General features: G+C 73.4%; 19 protein-coding genes. 12 read left to right on the forward strand and 7 right to left on the reverse strand.

The window, feature by feature from the left end; all coding sequences use genetic code 11:
* Positions 1–65 precede the first annotated feature (65 nt).
* Positions 66–1688, forward strand: coding sequence for a cellulase family glycosylhydrolase (locus DMH12_RS09375; protein WP_185832216.1), 1623 nt, complete (start codon positions 66–68; stop codon positions 1686–1688).
* A gap of 6 nt (positions 1689–1694) precedes the next feature.
* Here DMH12_RS09375 and DMH12_RS09380 read toward each other — a convergent pair whose 3' ends face one another.
* On the reverse strand, positions 1695–1907 hold the full coding sequence (locus tag DMH12_RS09380) for a hypothetical protein (protein WP_125491096.1): 213 nt from the start codon (positions 1905–1907) through the stop codon (positions 1695–1697).
* Between the two features lie 70 nt (positions 1908–1977).
* Between DMH12_RS09380 and DMH12_RS39705 the strand changes: the two genes are divergently transcribed.
* The 3 genes from DMH12_RS39705 to DMH12_RS09395 are packed head-to-tail and all read left to right on the forward strand — an operon-like array spanning position 1978 to position 4306.
* The gene (locus DMH12_RS39705) at positions 1978–2247 is read left to right on the forward strand and encodes a hypothetical protein (protein WP_260474152.1); all 270 of its coding nucleotides are present in this window, start codon (positions 1978–1980) and stop codon (positions 2245–2247) included.
* Between the two features lie 53 nt (positions 2248–2300).
* Positions 2301–2990 (forward strand): response regulator transcription factor, encoded by a 690-nt coding sequence (locus DMH12_RS09390; protein WP_163016167.1) that lies wholly within the window; start codon positions 2301–2303, stop codon positions 2988–2990.
* Positions 2987–4306 (forward strand): HAMP domain-containing sensor histidine kinase, encoded by a 1320-nt coding sequence (locus tag DMH12_RS09395; protein ID WP_125491097.1) that lies wholly within the window; start codon positions 2987–2989, stop codon positions 4304–4306. The genes DMH12_RS09390 and DMH12_RS09395 overlap by 4 nt, the downstream gene beginning before the upstream one ends.
* A 6-nt stretch (positions 4307–4312) precedes the next feature.
* Here the strand turns inward: DMH12_RS09395 and DMH12_RS09400 are convergent, their stop codons facing one another.
* On the reverse strand, positions 4313–5161 hold the full coding sequence (locus DMH12_RS09400) for a CAP domain-containing protein (RefSeq protein ID WP_125491098.1): 849 nt from the start codon (positions 5159–5161) through the stop codon (positions 4313–4315).
* Positions 5162–5576: 415 nt separating this feature from the next.
* Here DMH12_RS09400 and DMH12_RS09405 point away from each other — a divergent pair, with 415 nt between their 5' ends.
* From DMH12_RS09405 to DMH12_RS09425, 5 genes are all read left to right on the forward strand, one after another.
* On the forward strand, positions 5577–5855 hold the full coding sequence (locus DMH12_RS09405; RefSeq protein WP_125491099.1) for an acyl carrier protein: 279 nt from the start codon (positions 5577–5579) through the stop codon (positions 5853–5855).
* Positions 5852–7147, forward strand: coding sequence for a beta-ketoacyl synthase (locus DMH12_RS09410; protein WP_125491100.1), 1296 nt, complete (start codon positions 5852–5854; stop codon positions 7145–7147). Before DMH12_RS09405 ends, DMH12_RS09410 begins: the two co-directional genes overlap by 4 nt.
* A complete protein-coding gene (locus tag DMH12_RS09415) occupies positions 7144–8145 on the forward strand; it encodes an ACP S-malonyltransferase (protein ID WP_125491101.1) in 1002 nt (333 codons plus the stop codon). Before DMH12_RS09410 ends, DMH12_RS09415 begins: the two co-directional genes overlap by 4 nt.
* Positions 8146–8213: 68 nt before the next feature.
* The gene (locus tag DMH12_RS09420; RefSeq protein WP_125491102.1) at positions 8214–8531 is read left to right on the forward strand and encodes a hypothetical protein; all 318 of its coding nucleotides are present in this window, start codon (positions 8214–8216) and stop codon (positions 8529–8531) included.
* 106 nt (positions 8532–8637) lie between these two features.
* Positions 8638–12012 (forward strand): pyruvate carboxylase, encoded by a 3375-nt coding sequence (locus tag DMH12_RS09425; protein ID WP_125491103.1) that lies wholly within the window; start codon positions 8638–8640, stop codon positions 12010–12012.
* A gap of 67 nt (positions 12013–12079) precedes the next feature.
* On the opposite strand, the gene DMH12_RS09430 is transcribed toward DMH12_RS09425, so the two are convergent.
* Together DMH12_RS09430 and DMH12_RS09435 are read right to left on the reverse strand one after the other, a co-directional pair.
* Complete coding sequence (locus DMH12_RS09430) at positions 12080–14623, reverse strand: discoidin domain-containing protein (protein ID WP_125491104.1); 2544 nt, start codon at positions 14621–14623, stop codon at positions 12080–12082.
* Between the two features lie 164 nt (positions 14624–14787).
* Complete coding sequence (locus DMH12_RS09435) at positions 14788–15408, reverse strand: TetR/AcrR family transcriptional regulator (RefSeq protein ID WP_125491105.1); 621 nt, start codon at positions 15406–15408, stop codon at positions 14788–14790.
* A 119-nt stretch (positions 15409–15527) separates the two neighbouring features.
* Here DMH12_RS09435 and DMH12_RS09440 point away from each other — a divergent pair, with 119 nt between their 5' ends.
* The 3 genes from DMH12_RS09440 to ppk2 all read left to right on the forward strand — a co-directional run bounded on the left by DMH12_RS09440 (position 15528) and on the right by ppk2 (position 18098).
* Positions 15528–16601: an aldo/keto reductase gene (locus DMH12_RS09440; RefSeq protein ID WP_125491106.1), complete on the forward strand. Its 1074-nt coding sequence runs from the start codon at positions 15528–15530 to the stop codon at positions 16599–16601.
* A gap of 127 nt (positions 16602–16728) precedes the next feature.
* Positions 16729–17094: a hypothetical protein gene (locus DMH12_RS09445; RefSeq protein ID WP_125491107.1), complete on the forward strand. Its 366-nt coding sequence runs from the start codon at positions 16729–16731 to the stop codon at positions 17092–17094.
* Positions 17091–18098, forward strand: a complete 1008-nt coding sequence (gene ppk2, locus DMH12_RS09450) for a polyphosphate kinase 2 (protein WP_125491108.1) — start codon at positions 17091–17093, stop codon at positions 18096–18098. The genes DMH12_RS09445 and ppk2 overlap by 4 nt, the downstream gene beginning before the upstream one ends.
* Before the next feature lie 52 nt (positions 18099–18150).
* Here the strand turns inward: ppk2 and DMH12_RS09455 are convergent, their stop codons facing one another.
* The 3 genes from DMH12_RS09455 to DMH12_RS09465 form a co-directional block, all read right to left on the reverse strand.
* Positions 18151–19683 (reverse strand): CYTH and CHAD domain-containing protein, encoded by a 1533-nt coding sequence (locus tag DMH12_RS09455; protein WP_125491109.1) that lies wholly within the window; start codon positions 19681–19683, stop codon positions 18151–18153.
* A 113-nt stretch (positions 19684–19796) separates the two neighbouring features.
* Positions 19797–20915 (reverse strand): M23 family metallopeptidase, encoded by a 1119-nt coding sequence (locus DMH12_RS09460; RefSeq protein WP_125491110.1) that lies wholly within the window; start codon positions 20913–20915, stop codon positions 19797–19799.
* A 221-nt stretch (positions 20916–21136) separates the two neighbouring features.
* Positions 21137–22390, reverse strand: a complete 1254-nt coding sequence (locus tag DMH12_RS09465; RefSeq protein WP_125491111.1) for a Gfo/Idh/MocA family protein — start codon at positions 22388–22390, stop codon at positions 21137–21139.
* Positions 22391–22416: the final 26 nt, after the last annotated feature.

Genomic DNA, 22416 nt, shown 5'->3' on the forward strand with positions numbered 1-22416 from the left:
CTACTCCTGGAGTCGCCGTGCGCACAGCAAGACGAGACACGTCGAAACGCCCCTTGGCCCGGCTCATGGCGGGGCTGGCCGCCCTGCTCGGGCTGGTCGTCGCCGGCGCTCTCTGCCCCTCCGTGGCAGTGGCCCGGTCGGTTGCCGCCGCGCAGGCGACCGGCCTGCACATCAGCGACGGCCGGTTACTGGAGGGCAACGGCAACGACTTCGTCATGCGCGGGGTCAACCACGCCCACACCTGGTACCCCGGCGAGACGCAGTCCCTCGCGGACGTGAAGGCGCTGGGCGCCAACACCGTCCGCGTCGTCCTGTCCGACGGGCACCGCTGGAGCGAGAACAGCCCCGAGGACGTCGCCGCCGTCGTCGGACAGTGCAAGGCCAACCGGCTGATCTGCGTGCTGGAGGTGCACGACACCACCGGCTACGGCGAGGACGCCGCGGCCGGCACCCTCGACCACGCGGCCGACTACTGGATCGGCCTCAAGGACGTGCTGGCCGGCCAGGAGGACTACGTCGTCGTCAACATCGGCAACGAGCCCTGGGGCAACACCGACCCCGCCGGCTGGACCGGGCCGACCATCGCGGCGGTCGAGAAACTGCGCGACGCGGGCTTCCAGCACACGATCATGGTGGACGCGCCCAACTGGGGCCAGGACTGGCAGGGCGTCATGCGGGCCAACGCGCGGTCCGTGTACGACGCCGACCCCACCGGCAACCTGATCTTCTCGATCCACATGTACAGCGTCTACGACACGGCCCAGGAGATCACCGATTACCTGAACGCCTTCGTCGACGCCGGACTGCCCATCCTCATCGGCGAGTTCGGCGGCCCCGCCGACCAGTGGGGCGACCCGGACGAGGACACCATGATGGCCACCGCCGAGCAGCTCGACCTCGGCTACCTGGCCTGGTCCTGGAGCGGCAACACCGACCCGGTCCTCGACCTCGCCCTCGACTTCGACCCCAGCCGGCTCAGCTCCTGGGGCGAGCGCATCTTCCACGGCGTCGACGGCATCGCCCAGACCGCCGAGGAGGCCACCGTCTACGGCGGCGGCACCCCGGGCGACACCGAGGCCCCGACGGCACCCGGAGCGCCCGCCGCCTCCGCGGTCACGGACACGTCGGTCACGCTCACCTGGGCCGCGTCCACCGACGACACCGGCGTGAGGGGCTACGACGTCGTCCGCGTCGCCGGCGGCGCCGAGACCCGGGTCGCCGCTTCCACGAGCACCACCGCCACGGTGACCGGCCTCACCGCGGGCACGGCCTACACCTTCGCCGTCTACGCCCGGGACGCGGCGGGCAACCGCTCCGCCCGCTCGGCCACCGTCGGCGTCACCACCGACGAGGGCGGCACCCCGGGCGCGGCCTGCTCCGTCGGATACCGGGTCGTCGGCGAGTGGCCGGGCGGCTTCCAGGGCGAGATCGCCGTCCGCAACACCGGCACCGCCGCCATCGCCCCCTGGACGCTGGCGTTCGCCTTCACGGACGGCCAGACCATCACCAACATGTGGGGAGGCACCGCCACCCAGAACGCCGGCGCGGTCAGCGTCGCCCCCGCCTCCTACACCGCCACCATCCCGGCCGGCTCCACGGTCACCCTCGGCTTCACGGCCGGGAAGGGCGCCGCCAACACCGCCCCGGCCGCGTTCCGTCTGAACGGGTCCGCCTGCGCCACGGCGTGACCGACGTCACCACGACACCTCACGCACGTTGGCCTGGCTCTGCGGCCGCGTCGTCGCGGTGACCTCCGAGCGGTGGCGGCTCGCCGAGAACGTCACCGTCAGCTTCTCCGGCTCGCTCTGCTCCGTGCTCACCGTGAAGCCCTGGTTCGGCACCGCCGAGATCAGACACACCCCGGAACCGCCGAACCGCACGGTCGCCTTGCCGCCCTCCGAAGGCACCGTGTAGACGCCCGCGCCGCCCTCCTCGCACCCCGGGTCGCCTCCGCCGCCCGGCGGTCGCGGGGAGGTGGTGGGCGCGGTCGGCGTGGGCTTCGGAGCCGGGCTCGGCGGCTTCGTGCTCGTACGGGACGGCGTCGGGCTGGGTTTCCGGCTGGTGGGCGAGGCGCTGGGGGAGGGCTTCGCGGTCCTGGACGGCCTGGGCGCGGGGGAGGCCGGCGGCTCCTTCGGCGCCGACTGCGCGACCGGTGCCGTCGGCCGGGTCGAGCCCACCACGAAGTGGATCGTGATGATGACGGCCGTGACACTGGCCGCCGTGCACGACAGCCAGATGATCAGGTAGCGCAGAAGGCGGGGCACGACACCATAGTGACGGACCGGCTAACGTGCCTGCCCATGGCCTCCGTACTTGTCGTCGAGGACGACCCCGTGATCCGGGCCGCGCTGATCGAGGTCCTGACCGGGCACGGCTACGCCGTGAAGACCGCGCACCAGGGTTTCGAGGCGTTGCGCGAGATCACCCAGAGCCCGCCGGACATCGTCGTGCTCGACCTCGGGCTGCCCGACCTCGACGGGCTCGACGTGCTGCGGATGATCCGGGGCATCTCCCGGGTCCCGGTGCTGGTCGCCACCGCGCGCGACGACGACACCGAGGTGATCCGGCTGCTCAACGCGGGGGCCGACGACTACATGGTCAAGCCCTTCTCCGGCGGCCAGCTCGCCGCCCGCCTCGCCGCCGTGCTGCGCCGCTCGGTGCCCGCCGACGTCCGCGCGGCGCGGCAGCCCGTCCTCCAGGTCGCCGACCTGCGCATCGACGCCACCGCCCGCACCGCCCACCTCGCCGGCCGGGAACTGCCCCTCACCCGCCGCGAGTTCGACCTGCTCGCCTACCTCGCGGCCAACGCCGACCAGGTCATGTCCCGGCAGCGGATACTCGCCGAGGTGTGGCAGCAGCCGTACGTGGAGGACCAGACGGTGGACGTCCACCTCTCCGCACTCCGCCGCAAACTGGGGGAGAAGGCGCGCAAGCCCCGCTATCTCCACACCGTGCGCGGCATCGGAATCAAACTGGTCAGCTCGCCATGAGACGTGCCCTCGCCGGGATCGCCCTGGCCGTCACCTCGATGGTGGCGCTGTCGTTCCTCATCCCGCTCGCCCTGCTCGTGCGCGAACAGGCCCGGGACCGCGTCACCACCGCCGCCGAGCAGCGTGCCTCCGCCCTGTCGCCGGTGCTCGCCCTCACCACCCGGCGCGCCGACGTGCAGCAGGCCGTCGCCGAGCTGGGCTCGTCCGACCAGCTCGTGGTCCGGCTCCCCGACGGCGGCTTCGTCGGCACCCCGCACGCCCCCGAGAGCGCGCTCGACCGGGCGGTCAGAGGGCGCGAGACGCTCGCCGTCGACACCGGCGACGGCTGGGTCTACCTCCAGCCCGTCGTCCTGCGCGGCGACCGGGTCGCGGTCGTCGAGGCCTACGTCCCCGCCGCCGACCTCACCCGGGGCGTCGCCGCCTCGTGGGGCGTCATGGCGCTGCTCGCCCTCGGCCTGGTCGGTGGCTCGGTGCTGGTCGCCGACCGGCTCGGCGCCCGCGTCGTCCGCTCCTCGCGCGGCCTCAAGCGCGCCTCGCTCGCCCTCGGCTCCGGCGACCTCGACGTACGGGTGCAACCGGACGGGCCGCCCGAACTACAGGAGGCCGGAGTGGCGTTCAACAGCATGGCCGACCGGGTCGTGGACCTGCTGGCCGTCGAACGCGAGCTGGTCGCCGACCTCTCCCACCGGCTGCGCACCCCGTTGACCGCCCTCTACCTGGAGGCCGACCGGATGGGCGCGACCCCGAGCGCCCGGCGGGTCACGGAGGCGGCCGGGCAGCTGGAGAGCGAGCTGGACGCGATCATCGCGGCGGCGCGCACCCCCCTGGCCGCGGCGCAGCTCGGCGGGGCGGCGGGCACGGGGAAACCGTGCGACGTCGCCGAGGTGGTCGCCATGCGCCTGGATTTCTGGTCCGTCCTCGCGGGTCAGCAGGGCCGGGCGTACCAGCGCTCGCTGACTCCGCGCCCGGCACCGGTCGCGTTCCCCGAGGACGACCTCGCGGCCGTCGTCGACGCCCTGATCGGCAACGTCTTCCGGCACACCCCGCAGGGCACCGCCTTCACGGTGCTCGTGGAGCGGCAGGAGCGGTACGTCTTCCTCACCGTCGACGACGCCGGGCCGGGCGTGTCGGATCCCGAGGCGGCGCTCACCAGGGGCGTCAGCGTCGGCGGCTCCACCGGGCTCGGCCTCGACATCGTGGCCCGGGCGGCCCGCGCGGCGGACGGTGAACTGACGATCACCCGCGCGCCGATGGGCGGCGCGCGGGTGCGGGTGTCGTTCGTGCTCGCCGGCGCCCGCGAGGGCGCTCAGCGGTGACGCGGGTCAGCGGCTCGCGCCGAAGTTCTGGGTCCACCAGGGGCCGCCGTCGCCGACGTGGACGCCGACGCCCAGCTCCTTGAAGGAGCAGTTGAGTATGTTCGCGCGGTGGCCCTCGCTGTTCATCCACGAGTCCATCACCGCCGCGGCGTCCGCCTGACCGCGGGCTATGTTCTCGCCGAGCGTGGACCACTGGTAACCGGCGGCCTCGACGCGGCTCGTCATCGTGGAGCCGTCCGGGCCCGTGTGGGACATCACACCGCTGCTCGCCATGACGTCGCTGTAGTCGTCCGCGGCCCGGGTCAGCTTGTCGTTGGCGGTGACGGGCGCGCAGCCGGCGGCGGCCCGCTCCTCGTTCACCAGTGCGAGGACCTGGGCCTCGGGACCGCTCGGCCCACTGGAGCCCGAACCCGACCCCGACCCGCTGTCCGACCCCCCGTCGCCGCCCGCCGAGCGGTCGCCGCCGCTCTTCGCCGTCACCTTCCCGGGCGTGCGTGACGCGGGAGGGTCCGCCTTCGCGGCGCTGGTGGACGGGCTCGCCGTCTTCTTCGGCTTCTTCGTCGGCTCCGCGCTCGCGCTCGGCGAACCGCTCGCCGTGGTGGTCGGGCTCGCGGACGGGGACGTCGGGGGCGACGCGCCGCCCGCCGCGTCCTCGGCGTCCGGCGTCTGGCCGGCGGCGTTCGCGCTGACCTGGTCCGAGGCCCCGCCGTCGTCGCCGTCCGCGACCGCCAGGGTGATCCCGACACCCGCCGTCAGGGTGACCGCGCCGAGCACCAGCGCGGTACCGCGGGTCCGGAACCCGCCGCGGGGGCGGGCGTGGGAGCGGGACGGGCGAGCGGCTCGGCGGGAACCCATGCGCAGGACACCTCGGCTTGTCTGTCGGCTGTCGGAACCCCGTACCCGGACCCGGTGGACGCGACCGCGCCCACCGGGACTGTGGGGGGTGTTCGAGAGCCTAGGACCCGAACGGCGGGAAACGGCCGTTCGAAGGTCATCTTCAGAAAGCCTTAAAAGAGCCGCCAAAGTCCGCTGAGGAACCGACGGCCCCGGCCGGCCGGTCCAGGCGGTCTCTTTACGCGCTCACCGCCCGCAGCCCTCGCCCCGCGGCGGGGCGCCTCAACGTGAAGGGAGGACACGGGGGTCCGCCGACGCCCCTCATGTGCTCCCGGCACCCCGCTGTCACCCCCTCCGGGGCGCTTGCCGTGCCGGAGCGCCGGACAGCCTGACGGCGTGCGTCCGGCAGGTCGCCGGACGAGAAGGAGGAACCGACATGGCATCCACCGCCGAGGAACGCGAACTGCTCGACGAACTGCGGGAACTGCTGGCCGCCACCGTCGAGGACCTGTCCGTCGAGGAAGTCGTACCGGACTCGTCCCTCAAGGACGACCTGGGCGTCGACTCGCTGGCCATGCTGGAGCTGATCGCCGCGATCGAGGACCGCTGGCAGATCGAGGTGTCCCAGGAACAGGCGGAACAGCTCACGACGGTCCGGCAGATCGCCGCCCACCTGGCCGAGATCGCCGCCGCTCCCACGGGCGGAACCGCGTGAGCCCACGAGACGCGGCCGGCCCGGACCGCCACGAGCGGGACGCCGTCGTCACCGGGCTGGGCATGACGACCGCGCTGGGCGGCGACGTCCCCACCACCTGGCGGGCCCTGCTGGACGGCGTGTGCGGCATCGAGCGCGTCGAATTCGCGACGCCGGACGGCCCCGCGCAGACCTACCTCGCGGCGCCCGCGGCGGTCGATCCCGGCACCGCGCTGCCCTCCGCCAAGGCGGCGCACTGCGACCGCTCGGCGCAGTTCGCCCTGGTCGCCGCGCGTGAGGCCACGCGCGACGCCGGATTCGAGGACCCGTCGTCCCTCTCCGCGGGCGGTTCGCGGGTGGCCGTGGTCGTGGGGACCGGGCTGGGCGGCTTCACCAGCATCCTGGAGCACGAGCACCGCCTCCGGACCCGGGGCCCGGGGCGGGTGAGCCCGCGCGCCATCCCCGTCATGCTGCCCAACCACCCCGCGGCCGAGGTGGGACTGATGGTGGGAGCCAAGGCCGGGGTGCACGCCCCGGTCAGCGCCTGTGCCTCCGGTGCCGAGGCCCTCGCCCAGGCCCTCGGCATGATCCGGGACGGCCGTGCCGACATCGTCGTCGCGGGCGGTGCCGAAGCAGCCCTGCATCCGCTCGCCCTCGCCGGGTTCGCGCGGCTGCGGGCACTCTCCCGGCGCCTGGACGACCCCAAGGGCGCGTCCAGACCCTTCGACGCCGAACGGGACGGCTTCGTGATGGGCGAGGGCGCCGGCATGCTCGTCGTCGAGAGCGCCGCGCACGCCGCCGGCCGCGGCGCCCGCGTCCACGGCCGGCTGACCGGAGCCGGCATCACCAACGACAGCCACCACGTCGCCCAGCCCGCGCCCGGCGGAACGGGCTGCGCCGCCGCCGTCGACGAGGCCCTGAGCGACGCCGGTCTCCGTCCGGGGCAGGTCCGGCACGTCAACGCCCACGCCACGTCGACACCGCTCGGCGATCTCGGCGAGGCACAGGCCCTGCGCCGGATCTTCGCCGGGGGCATCAAGGACGTGGCGGTCAGTGCCACCAAGGCCGCCTTCGGGCACACGCTCGGGGCGGCCGGCGCCGTCGAGGCCGTCCTCACCGTGCTCGCCCTGCGCGAGCGGACCGCACCGCCCGCGTGCAGTCTCGAACGCCTCGACCCCGAGATCGACGAGATCGACCTGTACGTCGTGGGACCCAGCCCCGCGGCACTGCCTCCCGGACCCCTCGCGGCCGTCACCACGAGCATGGGATTCGGCGGCCACAACGTCGCGCTCGCCTTCACCGGCGCCCCATGAGCCACGACGGTCCCGCCCTCACCGGAGACACACCGCGCACCGTGCTGATGTGCCCCGGCCAGGGGGCCTACCTCCCCGGCGCGCTGCGCCACCTGCGGGACCTGCCGGCCGTGGCGGACGTACTGCGGAGGGTGGACGCCCACAGCACCGCCCTCGGCGCCACCGGGCCACCCGTCGCCCGTCTCCTCACCGACCCCGGCGCGCCCGACCCCGACCAGCTCCTGCACACCGACCCCCTCGCCTTCGACCTGGCCACCTACACCGCGGTGACCGCCCTGGCCGTCGTCCTGCTCGACCTCGCCGCCCGGCCCGTCCACGCGGTGCTCGGCCACAGCATGGGCGACCTCGCGGCTCTCACCGCAGCCGGGGTACTCACCCTGGAACAAGGCGTCCGGCTGCTGCACCTGCGCGACCGGCTGCTGCGCGACGCCGCGCTCCCCGCGGCGGGCCTGCTGTGCACCGACCTGACCGCCGACCGGGCAGCGGAGCTGCTGCGCACCCGGGCGCTGGCCCGGGTGCGGATCGCCGCCCGCAACGCGCCCACCCAGACGGTCCTGGCCGGCCCCGACGACCAGCTGGCCACCGCGGCGCGCGCGGCCCGCGCACTCGGCCACCGCGCCACGCCGCTGACCAGCCGCACCGCCTACCACCACCCCCTGCTCATCGACGTCCACCGGTCCTTCCGCCGCCTCCTGCGCGCGCAGCGCGTCGCACCACCCGCTCTCGCCGTGTACACGACTGTCACGGACCGTCCCCTGGGCACCCCGGCTCAGCTGCGCTCCCTGGCCGCCGCCCACCTCACCGAGCCCATGGCCCTCCACCCCACGCTGCACGCGCTGCGCCGGGCGGGCGTCACCACCTACCTCGACAGCGGCCCGCGGGCCCTGCTGACCACCCTGGCCAGGGCGGCACTTCCGGGCTGCGCCGTCGCCGCCCCCTTCCGCACCCCGGTCGGCGTGGAGCGCCTGCGCCACCGCCTCACCGCCGCCCTGGGGTGACAGAACACCTCCGGCCGGATCCCGCGGCCGTATCCGGGTAGGCGGAGGGGGTCAAAAGGAGGAGTGCCATGACGACATACGTCATCTCGGTGCCGGGGACGTTCACCGGTGCGGTCCAGGACGACACGACGGACGCGCTCGCCCGCGCGCTGCGCCCCGACGACCCGCACCGGACCCACCTGGGGGACGAGGAGGACCTGGACGCCCTCTCGGTCAACGACGACGGCACCTTCACCATGCGTCTCACCGTCGAGGCCGACACCCGCGCCCACGCGGAGGGGCGGGCCCAGGAGGTCGCGGACTCCGCCCTGCGCGCCGCCGGCCTGGACCGCGACAGCACACCGCTCGGACCCTCGGTCGTCACCGGTATCGACTCCGACGTGTGAACCGGCCCGCGGGAAACGCGGGCCTTGAGTGGCCCGGCTCACATGGCGTACCAGAGGTGGCCCCGACACGATGGTCTCGTCACCCGGCAGGCTGAAGGGATCAAGAATGTTCCGCAAGGTGCTGGTCGCCAACCGCGGTGAGATCGCGATCCGCGCGTTTCGGGCGGGCTACGAGCTCGGCGCGCGCACCGTCGCCGTCTTCCCGCACGAGGACCGCAACTCGCTGCACCGGCTGAAGGCCGACGAGGCCTACGAGATCGGGGAGCCGGGGCATCCGGTGCGCGCGTATCTCTCCGTGCAGGAGATCGTCCGCGCGGCGCTCCGCGCGGGGGCCGACGCCGTGTATCCCGGCTACGGATTCCTGTCGGAGAACCCCGAGCTGGCCCGCGCCTGCGAAGAGGCCGGCATCACCTTCGTCGGGCCCGGCACCGGGATCCTGGAACTGACCGGCAACAAGGCCCGTGCCGTGGCCGCCGCACGCGAGGCCGGCGTACCGGTCCTCGGCTCCTCCGCGCCCTCCACCGACGTGGACGAACTCGTCCGCGCCGCCGACGACATCGGTTTCCCGGTGTTCGTCAAGGCGGTCGCCGGCGGTGGCGGGCGCGGCATGCGCCGGGTCGAGGACCCCGAGCAGCTGCGGGAGGCCGTCGAGGCGGCCTCCCGGGAGGCCGCCTCCGCCTTCGGCGACTCCACGGTCTTCCTGGAGAAGGCGGTCGTGGAGCCCCGCCACATCGAGGTGCAGATCCTCGCCGACGGGCAGGGCGACGTCATCCACCTCTTCGAGCGGGACTGCTCGGTGCAGCGCCGCCACCAGAAGGTGATCGAGCTGGCGCCCGCGCCCAACCTCGACCCCGCCCTGCGCGAGCGGATCTGCGCCGACGCGGTGAACTTCGCCCGGCGGATCGGCTACCGCAACGCCGGCACCGTGGAGTTCCTCGTCGACCGCGACGGCAACCACGTCTTCATCGAGATGAACCCCCGCATCCAGGTCGAGCACACGGTGACCGAGGAGGTCACCGACGTCGACCTCGTCCAGGCCCAGCTGCGCATCGCCGCCGGTGAGACGCTGGCCGACCTCGGACTCGCGCAGGAGAACATCACCCTGCGCGGCGCCGCCCTCCAGTGCCGCATCACCACCGAGGACCCGGCCAACGGCTTCCGCCCCGACACCGGGCAGATCAGCGCCTACCGCTCGCCCGGCGGCTCGGGCATCCGCCTCGACGGCGGCACCACCCACGCCGGTACGGAGATCAGCGCCCACTTCGACTCGATGCTGGTCAAACTCTCCTGCCGCGGCCGGGACTTCACCACCGCGGTCAACCGCGCCCGGCGCGCCGTGGCCGAGTTCCGCATCCGCGGCGTCGCCACCAACATCCCGTTCCTCCAGGCGGTCCTGGACGACCCGGACTTCCAGGCGGGCCAGGTCACCACCTCGTTCATCGAGCAGCGCCCGCACCTGCTCACCGCCCGGCACTCCGCCGACCGCGGCACGAAGCTGCTGACCTACCTCGCCGACGTCACCGTGAACAAGCCGCACGGCGAGCGCCCCGAGCTGATCGACCCGATGACCAAGCTGCGGGCGGTGCCCGCGGGGGAGCCCCCGGCCGGTTCCCGGCAACTGCTGGCCGAGCTGGGCCCCGAGGGCTTCGCCCGCCGGCTGCGCGAGTCGTCCACCATCGGCGTCACGGACACCACCTTCCGGGACGCGCACCAGTCGCTGCTCGCCACCCGGGTGCGCACCAAGGACATGCTCGCCGTCGCCCCGGTGGTCGCCCACACCCTGCCCGAACTGCTGTCCCTGGAGTGCTGGGGCGGTGCCACCTACGACGTGGCGCTGCGCTTCCTCGCCGAGGACCCGTGGGAGCGACTGGCCGCCCTGCGCGAGGCCGTGCCCAACATCTGCCTCCAGATGCTGCTGCGCGGCCGCAACACGGTGGGCTACACCCCGTACCCGACCGAGGTGACCGACGCCTTCGTGCAGGAGGCCGCCGCCACCGGCATCGACATCTTCCGCATCTTCGACGCCCTCAACGACGTCGAGCAGATGCGCCCCGCCATCGAGGCCGTACGGGCGACGGGGACGTCCGTCGCGGAAGTGGCCCTCTGCTACACCGCCGACCTGTCCGACCCCGCCGAGCGGCTCTACACCCTCGACTACTACCTGCGGCTCGCCGAGCAGATCGTCGATGCGGGCGCCCACGTCCTCGCGATCAAGGACATGGCGGGACTGCTGCGCGCCCCGGCCGCGGCGACCCTGGTGTCCGCGCTGCGCAGGGAGTTCGACCTGCCGGTGCACCTGCACACCCACGACACCACCGGCGGTCAGCTCGCCACCTACCTGGCCGCCGTCCAGGCCGGCGCGGACGCCGTGGACGGAGCGGTGGCGTCCATGGCCGGCACCACCTCGCAGCCGTCCCTGTCGGCGATCGTGGCCGCCACCGACCACACGGACCGGCCCACCGGCCTCGACCTCAGGGCCGTCGGCGACCTGGAGCCGTACTGGGAGAGCGTCCGCAAGGTCTACGCGCCCTTCGAGGCGGGCCTCGCCTCGCCGACCGGCCGCGTCTACGACCACGAGATCCCCGGCGGGCAGCTCTCCAACCTGCGCACCCAGGCCATCGCGCTCGGTCTCGGCGACCGCTTCGAGGACATCGAGGCGATGTACGAGGCCGCCGACCGGATGCTGGGCCGCCTGGTGAAGGTCACGCCCTCCTCCAAGGTGGTCGGCGACCTGGCCCTGCACCTGGTGGGCGCCGGCGTCTCCCCGGCGGACTTCGAGGCGGAGCCGGACCGCTTCGACATCCCCGACTCGGTCGTCGGCTTCCTGCGCGGCGAGCTGGGCACCCCGCCCGGCGGCTGGCCCGAGCCGTTCCGCAGCAAGGCGCTGCGGGGGCGGGCCGAGGCCAAGCCGGTGCCCGAGCTGAGCGCCGACGACCGCACGGGGCTGGCCAAGGAACGCCGGGCGACCCTCAACCGGCTGCTGTTCCCCGGGCCGGCGCGCGAGTTCGACACCCATCGGGCGTCGTTCGGCGACACCAGCGTCCTGGACAGCAAGGACTTCTTCTACGGGCTGCGTCCGGGCAAGGAGTACACGGTCGACCTGGACCCCGGCGTGCGGCTGCTCATCGAACTCCAGGCGGTCGGCGACGCCGACGAACGCGGCATGCGCACCGTGATGTCGTCGCTCAACGGGCAGATCCGGCCCATCCAGGTCCGCGACCGCTCGGCGGCCTCCGACGTCCCGGTCACCGAGAAGGCGGACCGCACCGACCCCGGCCACGTCGCGGCGCCCTTCGCGGGTGTGGTGACCCTCGCCGTCGCCGAGGGCGACGAGGTGGCGGCCGGTGCCACCGTGGCCACCATCGAGGCGATGAAGATGGAGGCCACGATCACCGCCCAGAAGGCCGGCACGGTGAGCCGTCTCGCCATCAACCGCATCCAGCAGGTCGAGGGCGGCGACCTGCTCGTGCAACTCACCTGACCCGCCGGCGACCCGCGCGCCCGGGGCCCACCCCCGGGCGCGCGGGTCGCCGCGTCCTACCCTCCGGTCACGGGAACTGGGTGACCTTGGACGGCACGGTGCTCGTCCCCGACGTGGACGCGCCGGTGTCGTTGACGACGTGCCGGTACTGGCCCATGCCGCCGAGCGAGATCACCTGGAGGTTCCGCATCCTGACGCCCGGTTTGACCGGCACCTGGAACCCGTGGTGCTGGACGATGCCCGGATCGGACGTGTAGTTGCAGTAGCTGCCCAGGGCCACCGCCTCGTGCTCGTTCACCGAGTCGGCGACCTTGTAGGCCGCGTAGCCGACGATGCCGTCGTGGGTGATGGCGGCCTCGTTCGGGGCGTCGTACGCCTTCTCGTTCTGGAAGAAGATGGTCCGGCCGCGTTCGCCGCTCCAGTACACGTCGTACTTGTTGAAGTGCTCGACGAACAGGCCGGTCGCGAGGACGTCGTCGCCGTTGACACGCATTCCGTAGTCGGCGCGGTTGGTCTCCCAGCCGACTCCTTCACCGTGGTCGGCCCGCCAGATCCAGGTGTGGTCGATCAGCACGTCGTCGCTGTTGACCACGACGGAGTCGGTGGCCCGGCCCGGTCCCGCGCCGCCGATGCGGATGAACACGTCCTGCATGGTGGTCGGGTTGGCCGAGTGATCGGCGTTCGCGCCGGGCGCCCCGATGCGCAGCAGAGTCTCGGAGTTCTGCGGCCCGGCGTCGATCAGGAAGCCCGCGAGCCGCACACCGTCGACGTCGGCCACGTGCATGGCGTCGACGCCGCCGTCCGGGATGATCGTGGCCAGGCCGAGGCCCAGCACGACGGTGTTGGCGCGGTCGACCTCGATGGTCTTGTCGATGTGGTAGACCCCGGGCGTGAACAGCAGATTGAGGCCCTGGTCGAGCGCGGCGTTGATGGTCGTGGCCGTCGCGCCCGGCTTGACCACGTAGAACTGGCTGAGCGGCAGCGAGGTGCCGCCCGCGTTGGCGGGCCAGGACACCCCGCGGGCGTTGGTCCGCTTGGCGGGCACCCGCACCTTGTACTCGTTGCCGTCCAGGTAGAGGAACGGCTTCTCGCGGGAGATCGGCGTCGTGTCGAGCGTGGTGTACGGGCCGGTCTCGAAGTTGCCCGCGGGCGCGCCCTGGACGCCCGTGAACGTCATGTTCCAGACGCCGTTGGTCCAGCCGCCCACCGAGCTGTCGCGGGTGTACCACTGCTGCTGCGAGTAGGGGCCGACCGTGCCGTCGACCTTCGAGTCGGCGATGTAGCCGCCGGAGGCCCAGCCGTAGCCGTCGGGGGCGAGGTTGAGGCCGCCCTGGACGTGGATGCGACGGAAGGGTGCCGCCTGGGCCACAGCCCAGCGGTTGGTGCCGTTGACGGGCCGGATGGCGAGGTTCTCGGCCGAACGCCAGAAGTTCTGGGTGGCGTTGCCGTTGAACCAGCCGGCGTCCACGGTGATGTCGCCGTTGAGCTGGACGTCGTCCGGGTTGAGGCCCAGGCCGGAGACCGAGGTGTAGAAGCCGAGTTGGGCGTTGATGCCGTTGTAGGTGCCCGGCTTCAGCAGGAACTGGTAGCGCCCGCTGCCGAACTGGGCCGACTCCTGCTGGGCGAAGACCTGGTCGAAGCGCTGCTGGAGGTTCGGGGTCGAGGGGTCGACCACGATGACGTTCGGGCCCAGGTCGCCGCCGCCCTCGATCGGGGGAGTGCCGGTCGTGCCGGTGTGCACGGCGAACTCCCAGAGCGAGTATCCGTAGCCCGTGGCACGCGCGGTGCCGTACACGCGGACGTACCGGCCCGAGCCGCTGACGTCGTAGGAGGCCTTGCCCCCGGTGGCGCCGGTGACGCTCTTCAGCGTCTGCCAGCTCTGTCCGTCCGAGGAGGCCTCGATCCGGAACTCCTTGGCGTGTGCGGCCTCCCAGTGCAGGTCCACCTTGCACAGGTCGCGCACCGCGCCCAGGTCGACCCGCAGCCACTGCGGATCCGATGCCTGGCTGGACCAGCGGGTGCCGGCGTCGCCGTCGAAGGCCGCGGCGGCGGGTGTCCCGGCGTTCTCGACGGAGGAGGCGGAGGCGGGCTTGCCACGCGCGGCGTCCGCGCTGTCGCAGGTGCCGGGGGCGGTGGGGCCGGTGGTGCCGAAGACCTGGAACTCCCACAGGGAGTAGCCCCAGTCGGTGGCCCGGTGGACGCCCTGCATGCGGACGTACCGTCCCTGACCCGAGACGTCCAGGGTGTCGGTGCCGCCGTCGCCGCCGGTCACCGTCTTCGCGTCGGTCCAGGAGCTCCCGTCCGGGGAGAGCTGGATCTTGTAGTCCTTGCCGTAGGCCGCCTCCCAGTCGAGGACGACCCGGGTGACGGAGGCGGTGGCGCCCAGGTCGACCTGGAGCCACTGGTCGTCGCTCGCGGCCGACGACCAACGGGTGTTCGCGTTCCCGTCGACGGCGTTCCCGGCGGGCGTTCCGGCGTTCTCGGCCGACGACGACGTGGCCGTGCGGCCCTGGGAGAGGGGCGTGTCGGCCGCGGTGGCCGTGACGGGCGCGGGAAGGGTGACGAGCGCCGCCGTGGCGACGAGCGCGACACCCAAGGATCTGAGTCTCATCTGTGGGCTTTCTGCGGGTGCGGACAAGGAGTGGCCCAGCGCCAACCGCAGTACGCGGCGGCTTAGTTCAAGGTGTGATTTAAGTAGTGAGGCCTCGATCGGGCAAGAGTCCGGGCAAGAGTTCGGGCAACTCTTCGGTCCGGGCGGCTCCGTTCGGCCGGCCGTCAGGCCGTCGGCCGGGTGAAGACCCCGGCCCGTGCCGCCGCCGCGGCGGCCTCCGCGGCGCGGTCGGCCGCCGCCTCGTCGAGCGGGTCGGCGGTGGTCAGCAGGCGGTAGTAGAGCGGGGCGGAGACGGCCCGGATCACCTCCCGGGTGTCGGTGGCCGCCGGCAGTTCGCCGCGTTCCACGGCCTGCCGGGCGCAGGGCTCCCACTCCGCGACGCGGACCTCGTAGAACCGCTGCAGGGCGGCCGCCGTCTGCGGGTCGCAGGTGGCGGCGGCCAGGACGGCCTTGAACAGGGCGCCTTGGCGGGGATCGGCCAGCGTGCGCTGCACCAGCCGGGCGTTCGCCCGCAGGTCGCCGAGGAGGGAGCCCGACTCGGTGCGGGGCAGCGACTGCTCGGCCATGTCCGCGAGCAGGTCGGCGACCAGGTGGGCCGGGGTTCCCCAGCGGCGGTAGACCGTCGTCCTGCCGACCTCCGCGCGGCGCGCCACGTCGGCCAGGTCGAGGCCGGCCAGTCCGTGCTCCGCCAGTGCGTCGCCCGCCGCCCCGAGTACGGCGGACCGCACCCGGGCGGTGCGGCCGCCGGGTCGAACGGTGCCGTGGCCTGTGCTCTCGGACGCCATAACGGGACTCCTGTTCCAGTAATGCGGTGACTGGTGCTAGCGTGTGCCCCACATTAACGGAACGAAAGTCCCGTTAAAAGCCGCCGTCGTGCGCGACGGCCGGACGAGGGGATGCTGTTGTGGAATACAGGAGACTGGGCGCGTCGGGGCTCATGGTCCCGGCACTGAGCTTCGGCGCGGGCACCTTCGGCGGGCGCGGCGAGCTGTTCGGCGCCTGGGGCGACACGGAGGCGGCCGAGGCGCGCCGGCTGGTCGACATCTGCCTGGAAGCGGGCGTGACCATGTTCGACACCGCCGACGTCTACTCCGCGGGCGCCTCGGAGGAAGTGCTCGGCGCCGCCGTCAAGGGACGCCGCGACCAGGTGCTGATCTCCACCAAGGCCGGTCTGCCGACGGGGGACGGCCCGGGGGACGCCGGGACCTCGCGGACGCGACTGATCAAGGCCGTCGACCAGGCCCTGCGCCGGCTCGGCACGGACTACATCGACCTCTTCCAACTGCACGCCTACGACGCGGGCACCCCGGTGCACGAGGTGCTGACCACCCTGGACGACCTCGTACGCGCCGGAAAGCTCCGCTACACCGGCGTCTCGAACTTCAGCGGGTGGCAGCTGATGAAGTCGCTGGCCGACGCGGACACCCACGGGTACCAGCGCTACGCCGCGCACCAGGTGTACTACTCCCTCGTCGGACGGGACTACGAGTGGGAGCTGATGCCGCTGGCCGTCGACCAGGGGGTCGGAGCCGTCGTCTGGAGCCCTCTCGGGTGGGGGCGGCTCACCGGCCGGATCGGCCGCGGCCGGCCCCTGCCCCCCGGCAGCCGGCTGCACGCCACCGCCGACTACGGGCCGCCCGTCGCGGACGACCTCCTCTTCCGCGTCACGGACTGCCTCGACGCGATCGCGGAGGAGACCGGCCGGACCGTCCCGCAGATCGCCATCAACTGGCTGCTGCGGCGCCCGACCGTCTCCTCGGTCCTCATCGGCGCCCGCAACGAGGACCAGCTCAGGCAGAACCTCGGCGCCGTGGGATGGTCCCTGACCGAGGACCAGGTGGCCCGGCTCGACGCCGCGAGCGCCAAGGCCGCCCCCTACCCGTACTTCCCCTACGAGCGCCAGGAGGGTTTCGCCCGGGTCAACCCGCACCCCCTGAGCCGCGCGGGCGGCCACGCGAGCGCCTCCGCCCTCGGCTGACCTGGGAGTTCCGGCGCGCGGATCACGCCGTTGTCAGTGTGGTGGCGCAGAATGCGGGTAACCGAGATCAACACCGGCCGGACCGGGTAGGCGGTCTCGAGTCACTGACCTGGAAGGGCCATTGCCGATGCCGCTTCACGCCGTCCGACCGCGGACCACCGCCTCCCGTGCCACCGCGCGCCACACCCCGCTCGGCCAGGGTGAGGCCGAGGTCCTGCGGATAGTCGCCGACGCGCGCACCCCCGTCTTCGTCACCGTGCGCGAGGGCGGGCGCCGCCGGTACAGCTACTGGCGCCCGCTGGACTCCGCCACCGGCAGAGGGGGCTGCTACGTCGCGCTGCCCACCGCCGAGTGCGACGCGCTGCACGCCGCCGGGCGGATCACCCTCGGCGATCCCGTCGCCGACCCGGCGCGGACGACGTACCGCGTGCGCGCCGCCCGCACACCGGCCGCACCCTTGCGCGCGGTGCCCCGGCGGGAGCGTGCCGCGTGAGCCGGGACGGGGCGGGCCGCCAGGACGGGACGGGGCGCGACGAAGAGCCCACCGAGGCGAACCTCCTCGACGGCCTGCGGATCGACGAGCGCAGACCGGAGAAGCCGGTCCTCCTCAACGCCGACCGGACCCCCATCGACACCTGGCGGGAAAACCACCCCTACGACCGCAAGGTGCGCAGGGCCGACTACGAGCGGGAGAAGCGGGTCCTGCAGATCGAGCTGCTCAAGATGCAGCGCTGGGTCAAGGAGTCCGGACAGCGGATCGTGGTGCTGTGCGAGGGCCGCGACGCGGCCGGCAAGGGCGGCACGATCCAACGCTTCACCGAACGTCTCAACCCCCGCGGCGCACGCGTGGTCGCCCTGGACAAACCGACCGAGAAGGAGGCCGGTCAGTGGTACTTCCAGCGCTACGTCGCCCATCTCCCCGCCCGCGGCGAGATCGTCTTCTTCGACCGCTCCTGGTACAACCGGGCGGGCGTCGAACGCGTGATGGGATTCTGCACGGAGGACGAGTACCGCGCGTTCCTCCAGCAGGCGCCGCTGTTCGAGCGCATGCTCACCGATGACGGCATCCTGCTGGTGAAGTTCTGGTTCTCCGTCTCCCAGGCCGAACAGCGGACCCGTTTCGCGATCCGCCGGGTCGACCCGGTACGCCGCTGGAAGCTGTCGCCGACGGACCTCGCCTCGCTGGACCGCTGGGACGACTACACCACCGCGAAGGTCGACATGTTCCGGGCCACCGACACCGAACACGCGCCCTGGACGGTGGTCAAGAACAACGACAAGCGCCGCGGCCGGCTGGAGGCGATGCGCAGCCTGCTGGACCGCTGCGACTACCCCGCCAAGGACCACCGCGCCGTGGGCCGGCCCGACCCGCTGATCGTGGGCCCCGCCGACACCCTGCTGGAGGCCGACGAGGAACCGGCCGACCTCTCGCCGACCCCGCTCGCCGACCGCAGCGACGGCCCCGGCCCCGGGACCCATCCGGACCCGACGCACTGAGCCCGGCCGTCCGGCCCCTCGGAGACACGGCCTCCGAGGGGCCGGACGGTACTCAGTGCTCCAGCGGAGCGCGCAGCGCCGGGTCCGAGGCCGCCCCCCACACCTCCGGCAGCTCCCGCTGCCGGGCCTGTGCGCCCGCCCGCTCCCTGCCGTGCAGCAGCCCCCAGGTGAAGGCGGACTCGCCCGCCGCGTGCGCCGCCACGCCCAGCGCCCGCAGGGCTTCCTGGGCGACGACCGCGTCCTGGTGCGCGCCGAGCACCTTCTGCACCTTCTTGACCCGCTTGCCGAGCCGGGCGACGGGTTTGCCGAGCGCGGGACGCGCGACCTCGGCCGCGTAGCGGACCTTCTTGGCGGCCTTGCGGGCCTCGTGCAGCGCCGTCGCCCGCGCGGGGCCGGACTCCAGCGCGAAGGCGTGCTCCATCCGCCCGGCGAGGCGGCCGTACTCCTTCAGCACCGCCGCGGCCATCGTCCGGGCCGGCTTCCCCGACGCCTTGGCCCGCAGCGGCGGCTCCCGCAGCAGCCCCTCCAGCGCGTCGAGGAGCAGCAGGTAGCGGGGCGCATCCAGGGCCTCGCGCGTCCGGGTCAGGGCGTCGCCGCCGCGGGACACGTCCCACACCCGCAGCCGGGCGGCGACGGGGCCGAGCACCAGGTCGTCGGGCAGCTCGTCCAGCGCGGTGCCGATGCGTTCGCGCAGTACCTCCTGGTCCCGCGCCACTCCCAGCTCACCCGCCAGCCACTTGAGTTCCGCGCGCACCGGATCGGTGCTCCGCCGGTCGAGCACCGACCGGTACGAGCGCAGGCAGCTGCGCAGACGGCGGCACGTGACGCGCATCTGGTGCACGGCGTCGGGCAGGTCGCGCCGGACCGCCGGGTCCAGGGCGACCAGCCTGCCGACCTGCTCCCGCAGATACCCGAGCACATACGAGCCGGGGGAGGCGGCGACCACACCGTCCGGGCGCGGCACCTCCCGCCCCGTTCCCGATCCGGTGTCCCGCAGGGCGCGGGCGAGCTTGGAGGGGCTGTCGGACCGGACGACTCCCTTCTTGCGGAGCTTCTTCTCCACGCGGTCCAGCAGACCGGCGTCGGTCCCGTCCGCCAGTTCGACCTCCAGCTCGCTCCACTCGGCACGTCCGCCGCCCGGCAGCAGCGAGTCGGCGCACACGTCGTCGAGGCTCAGCTCGGCGAGCACCCTGCCCTCCGCGTCGCGCAGGTGCCGCACGGTCCGGGTGGAGCGGATCCGGACGACCGGGCGCAGGTGGGCGCCCCGGGTGCGGGACAGGGCCAGCTCGCGCAGTGCCCGGGGTACCTCGTCGGACAGCGGGGCCCGTACCTCCTCCCGGGTGTCCCCGGTCAGCGGCAGTTTCAGATGCCAGCCGGCGTCCGCACCGCCCGTCCGGCGGCGCAGCGTGGCCGAGGTCGCGACGAGACGCAGATCCTCGGTGTCGTGGTACACCGCGTCCAGCTTCTCGGACGCGGCCTCGGTGACCGAGGCGACCGGACCGACACCGGTGAGGTCGGGCAGCCCGCCGGCGCCGCGGGTGGCGGGCTCGTACTTTCGTTCTGTCTCGTGCTTCGACTGGGTCATGTTGTGTCCCTGGACGGTATCCGGCGGATCAAACACGCGCGGCGGGAGTGACACCGCGCCGGGAGGAGAGGGCATACCCGCCCCCTTGTAAGGAGTTCCCTCTCCGGCGGCCGCTAGCCGCCGCTGACCAGCCAGGGCTGCGGGTCGGTGTAGTAGCCGTCGAGGACGACCTCGAAGTGGAGGTGGGGGCCGGTGGACAGGCCGGTGGAGCCGACCCGGCCGATCGGTGTCCCGGCCTCCACCGACTGCCCGACGGCGGTCTCCAGGGCGGACAGATGGCTGTACGTCGTCTCCAGCCGCTTGCCCTGGACGGCCCCGTGGTCCACCACGACACGGTTGCCGTACGCGCGGGTCGGCGCCGCGAACACCACGCGCCCCCCGCGCGCGGCGACGACCTGCGCACCCTGGGGCGCCGCGAAGTCGACGCCGGTGTGCAGCTTGGTCACGCCGGTCAGCGGATGCTCGCGCGATCCGTAGGGCGAGGTGACGGTGAGCGGGCTGACCGGGGCGGTCAGCAGGGCACCGGCCGCCCCGCCCGCACCGGCGGGGTCCTCCCGGTCGAGCGCCTCGTAGCGGGGGAGGAGCCTGTGGACCTCGGCGAGATAGGTCTCCGCCTCCGCCGGGACGCGTCCCGCCTTCGTCACGGCGTCCGTTCCGGTCGCGTACGCGGCCAGCGTCAGGTCCACGAGGTCGCCGTTGACCCGGCCCTCGGTGCGCAGCTCGGTCACCTTCTCGGCCAGGGAGCAGTCCCGCCGGCCCAGCGCCATGATGGCGTCCGCCGGTTCGCGCGGCGAGGCCTTGCCGTTGCCGTCGTCGTCCTTGCCCCAGGTCCGCCACTCCGAGTCGGTGAAGGCGGCGATGCCCTTCTGCCCCGACAGTTCGTCCGTGTCGTCGCTCCAGCCGGAGAGCTGGTCGATCTGGGCGGCGAGCACGGACGGGTCGAGGACGGTGCAGGCCGAGGCCGCCTTGCGCAGCCACGGGATGTAGGAGGGGTCGACATCGACTCCCGAGGACCGCTTCGGGTCCGGATCGTCGGGCCAGGGGTTCGGCAGTCCGCCCGTCAGCGCGAGGAAGGAGGCCACACCGATGACGGTCACCAGGGCCGGCAGCAGCAGCAGGGTGAGGAGTCCGGGGCCCCGGCGCTTCCGCTTCGGGGGCTGCTCCGCCTGCTCCGGCGGTGCCTCGTCCGTGTGGCCGGTCGCCTCCGCCACGGTCAGCCGTTCGTCGTTCACCTGGCCGCTCGCCGGGACGTGATGCTCACCCGAGGACGGTAACGCGGCGGTGCCGGAGAGTCAGGAGACGCCGAGGCAGAAGGGGCTGCCCGAACGGGCAGAGCCGGCCGAGGACGGCGACCGCGGGGGCGCCGGGTCTGGCCGGGCGCGGATTACTTCGATAGCTTGCTGGTGCGGCCCCGTGTCATCCCCCGTACGCGGGGCCGCACCAAGCGTCCGCGTCACGATCCGATCGTGACCACCTCGCCGGTACGGCGGGCCCGTTCCGCGGCCCAGACGACCCGGTGGGTCGCCAGACTCGCGGCCGCGTCCGACGCCAGGGCGCTCGCGTCACCGGTGGCGACCGCGTCGAGGAACGCGTCGACCAGCGCCTCGTCCCCGCCGCCGTGCCCGTCGGCCGCCGAAGCCCCCGCCGTGACCTCGGGATCGACCACCGACTCGGCGCCCGTGCGGAAGTCGACCAGCCGGATGCTCGTCCCGTCCCCTTCGGCGAAGCCGTGCGTGCCGTGCAGCCGCGTGCGCCGGTGCCCCATCGGCGTGAAGGCGCTCATGGTGAACGAGCAGGTGGCGCCGTCGGCGAACTCCATGGCGACGACCTGGTGGTCCACGACGTCGTTGTCGCAGGCGTACACGCAACGCCCGTAGGGACCGGTGCGCAGCGCCCGCAGTACGCCCTCCTCGGTGAAGTCGTCCGTCACCGCCGACAGCGGCCAGAACTCGCTGTCCGCGTCGCCCAGACAGCCGAGGTAGAGCCGCTTGGCCGAGTACGGGCAGTCCGCCTCGACCGGGCAGTCCAGGCAGCGTGCGGCCGCCCCGGCGGGCGCGGCGTCGGCGCGGAAATGGGTGAGCGAGCCGAAGGACGAGACCCGCCGCGGGGCGCTGCCGACGAGGTGGACCAGCCAGTCCACGTCGTGACACGCCTTGGTGAGCAGCATCGGCGCCGAGGTGTCGCTGCGGCGCCAGTTGCCGCGCACGAACGAGTGCGCCTGGTGCCACCAGCCGACCGGCTCCAGGTGCTCCACACTCGTCAGCCTGCCGATCCGGCCGTTGGCCAGCAGGGACTTGAGGGCCCGCGTGTAGGGCGTGTACCGCAGGACGTGACAGACCGCGAGCATGACTCCGGCCCGCTCCGCGGCCTCGGCGATGGCCGTCGCCTCCCGCTCCCCGGTCGCCATCGGCTTCTCCAGCAGCAGGTGGTAGCCGAGGCCCGCCAGCCGGACCGCCGGCGCCGTGTGCAGGCGGTCCTGGGTGGCGACCACCGCCGCGTCCGCCAGCCGTTCCCGCCCCGCCAGTTCCTCCCAGCCGGTGTACAGGCGGTGCGCCGGCACGCCGAGCTCCCGTCCGGCCGCGGCCCGGCGCACGGGGTCCGGTTCGGCCACCGCCACCACCTCGCCCGCGCCGGTGGCCCGGGCGTGGCGTGCGTACGTCAGCCCGCGCAGACCGGCACCGACCACCGCCAGCGTCACTCGCGGCATCGTCTCGCCTCCCTCGGCGTACTCGT

This window comes from Streptomyces sp. WAC 04229 (assembly GCF_003947455.1).
GTDB lineage: Bacteria > Actinomycetota > Actinomycetes > Streptomycetales > Streptomycetaceae > Streptomyces.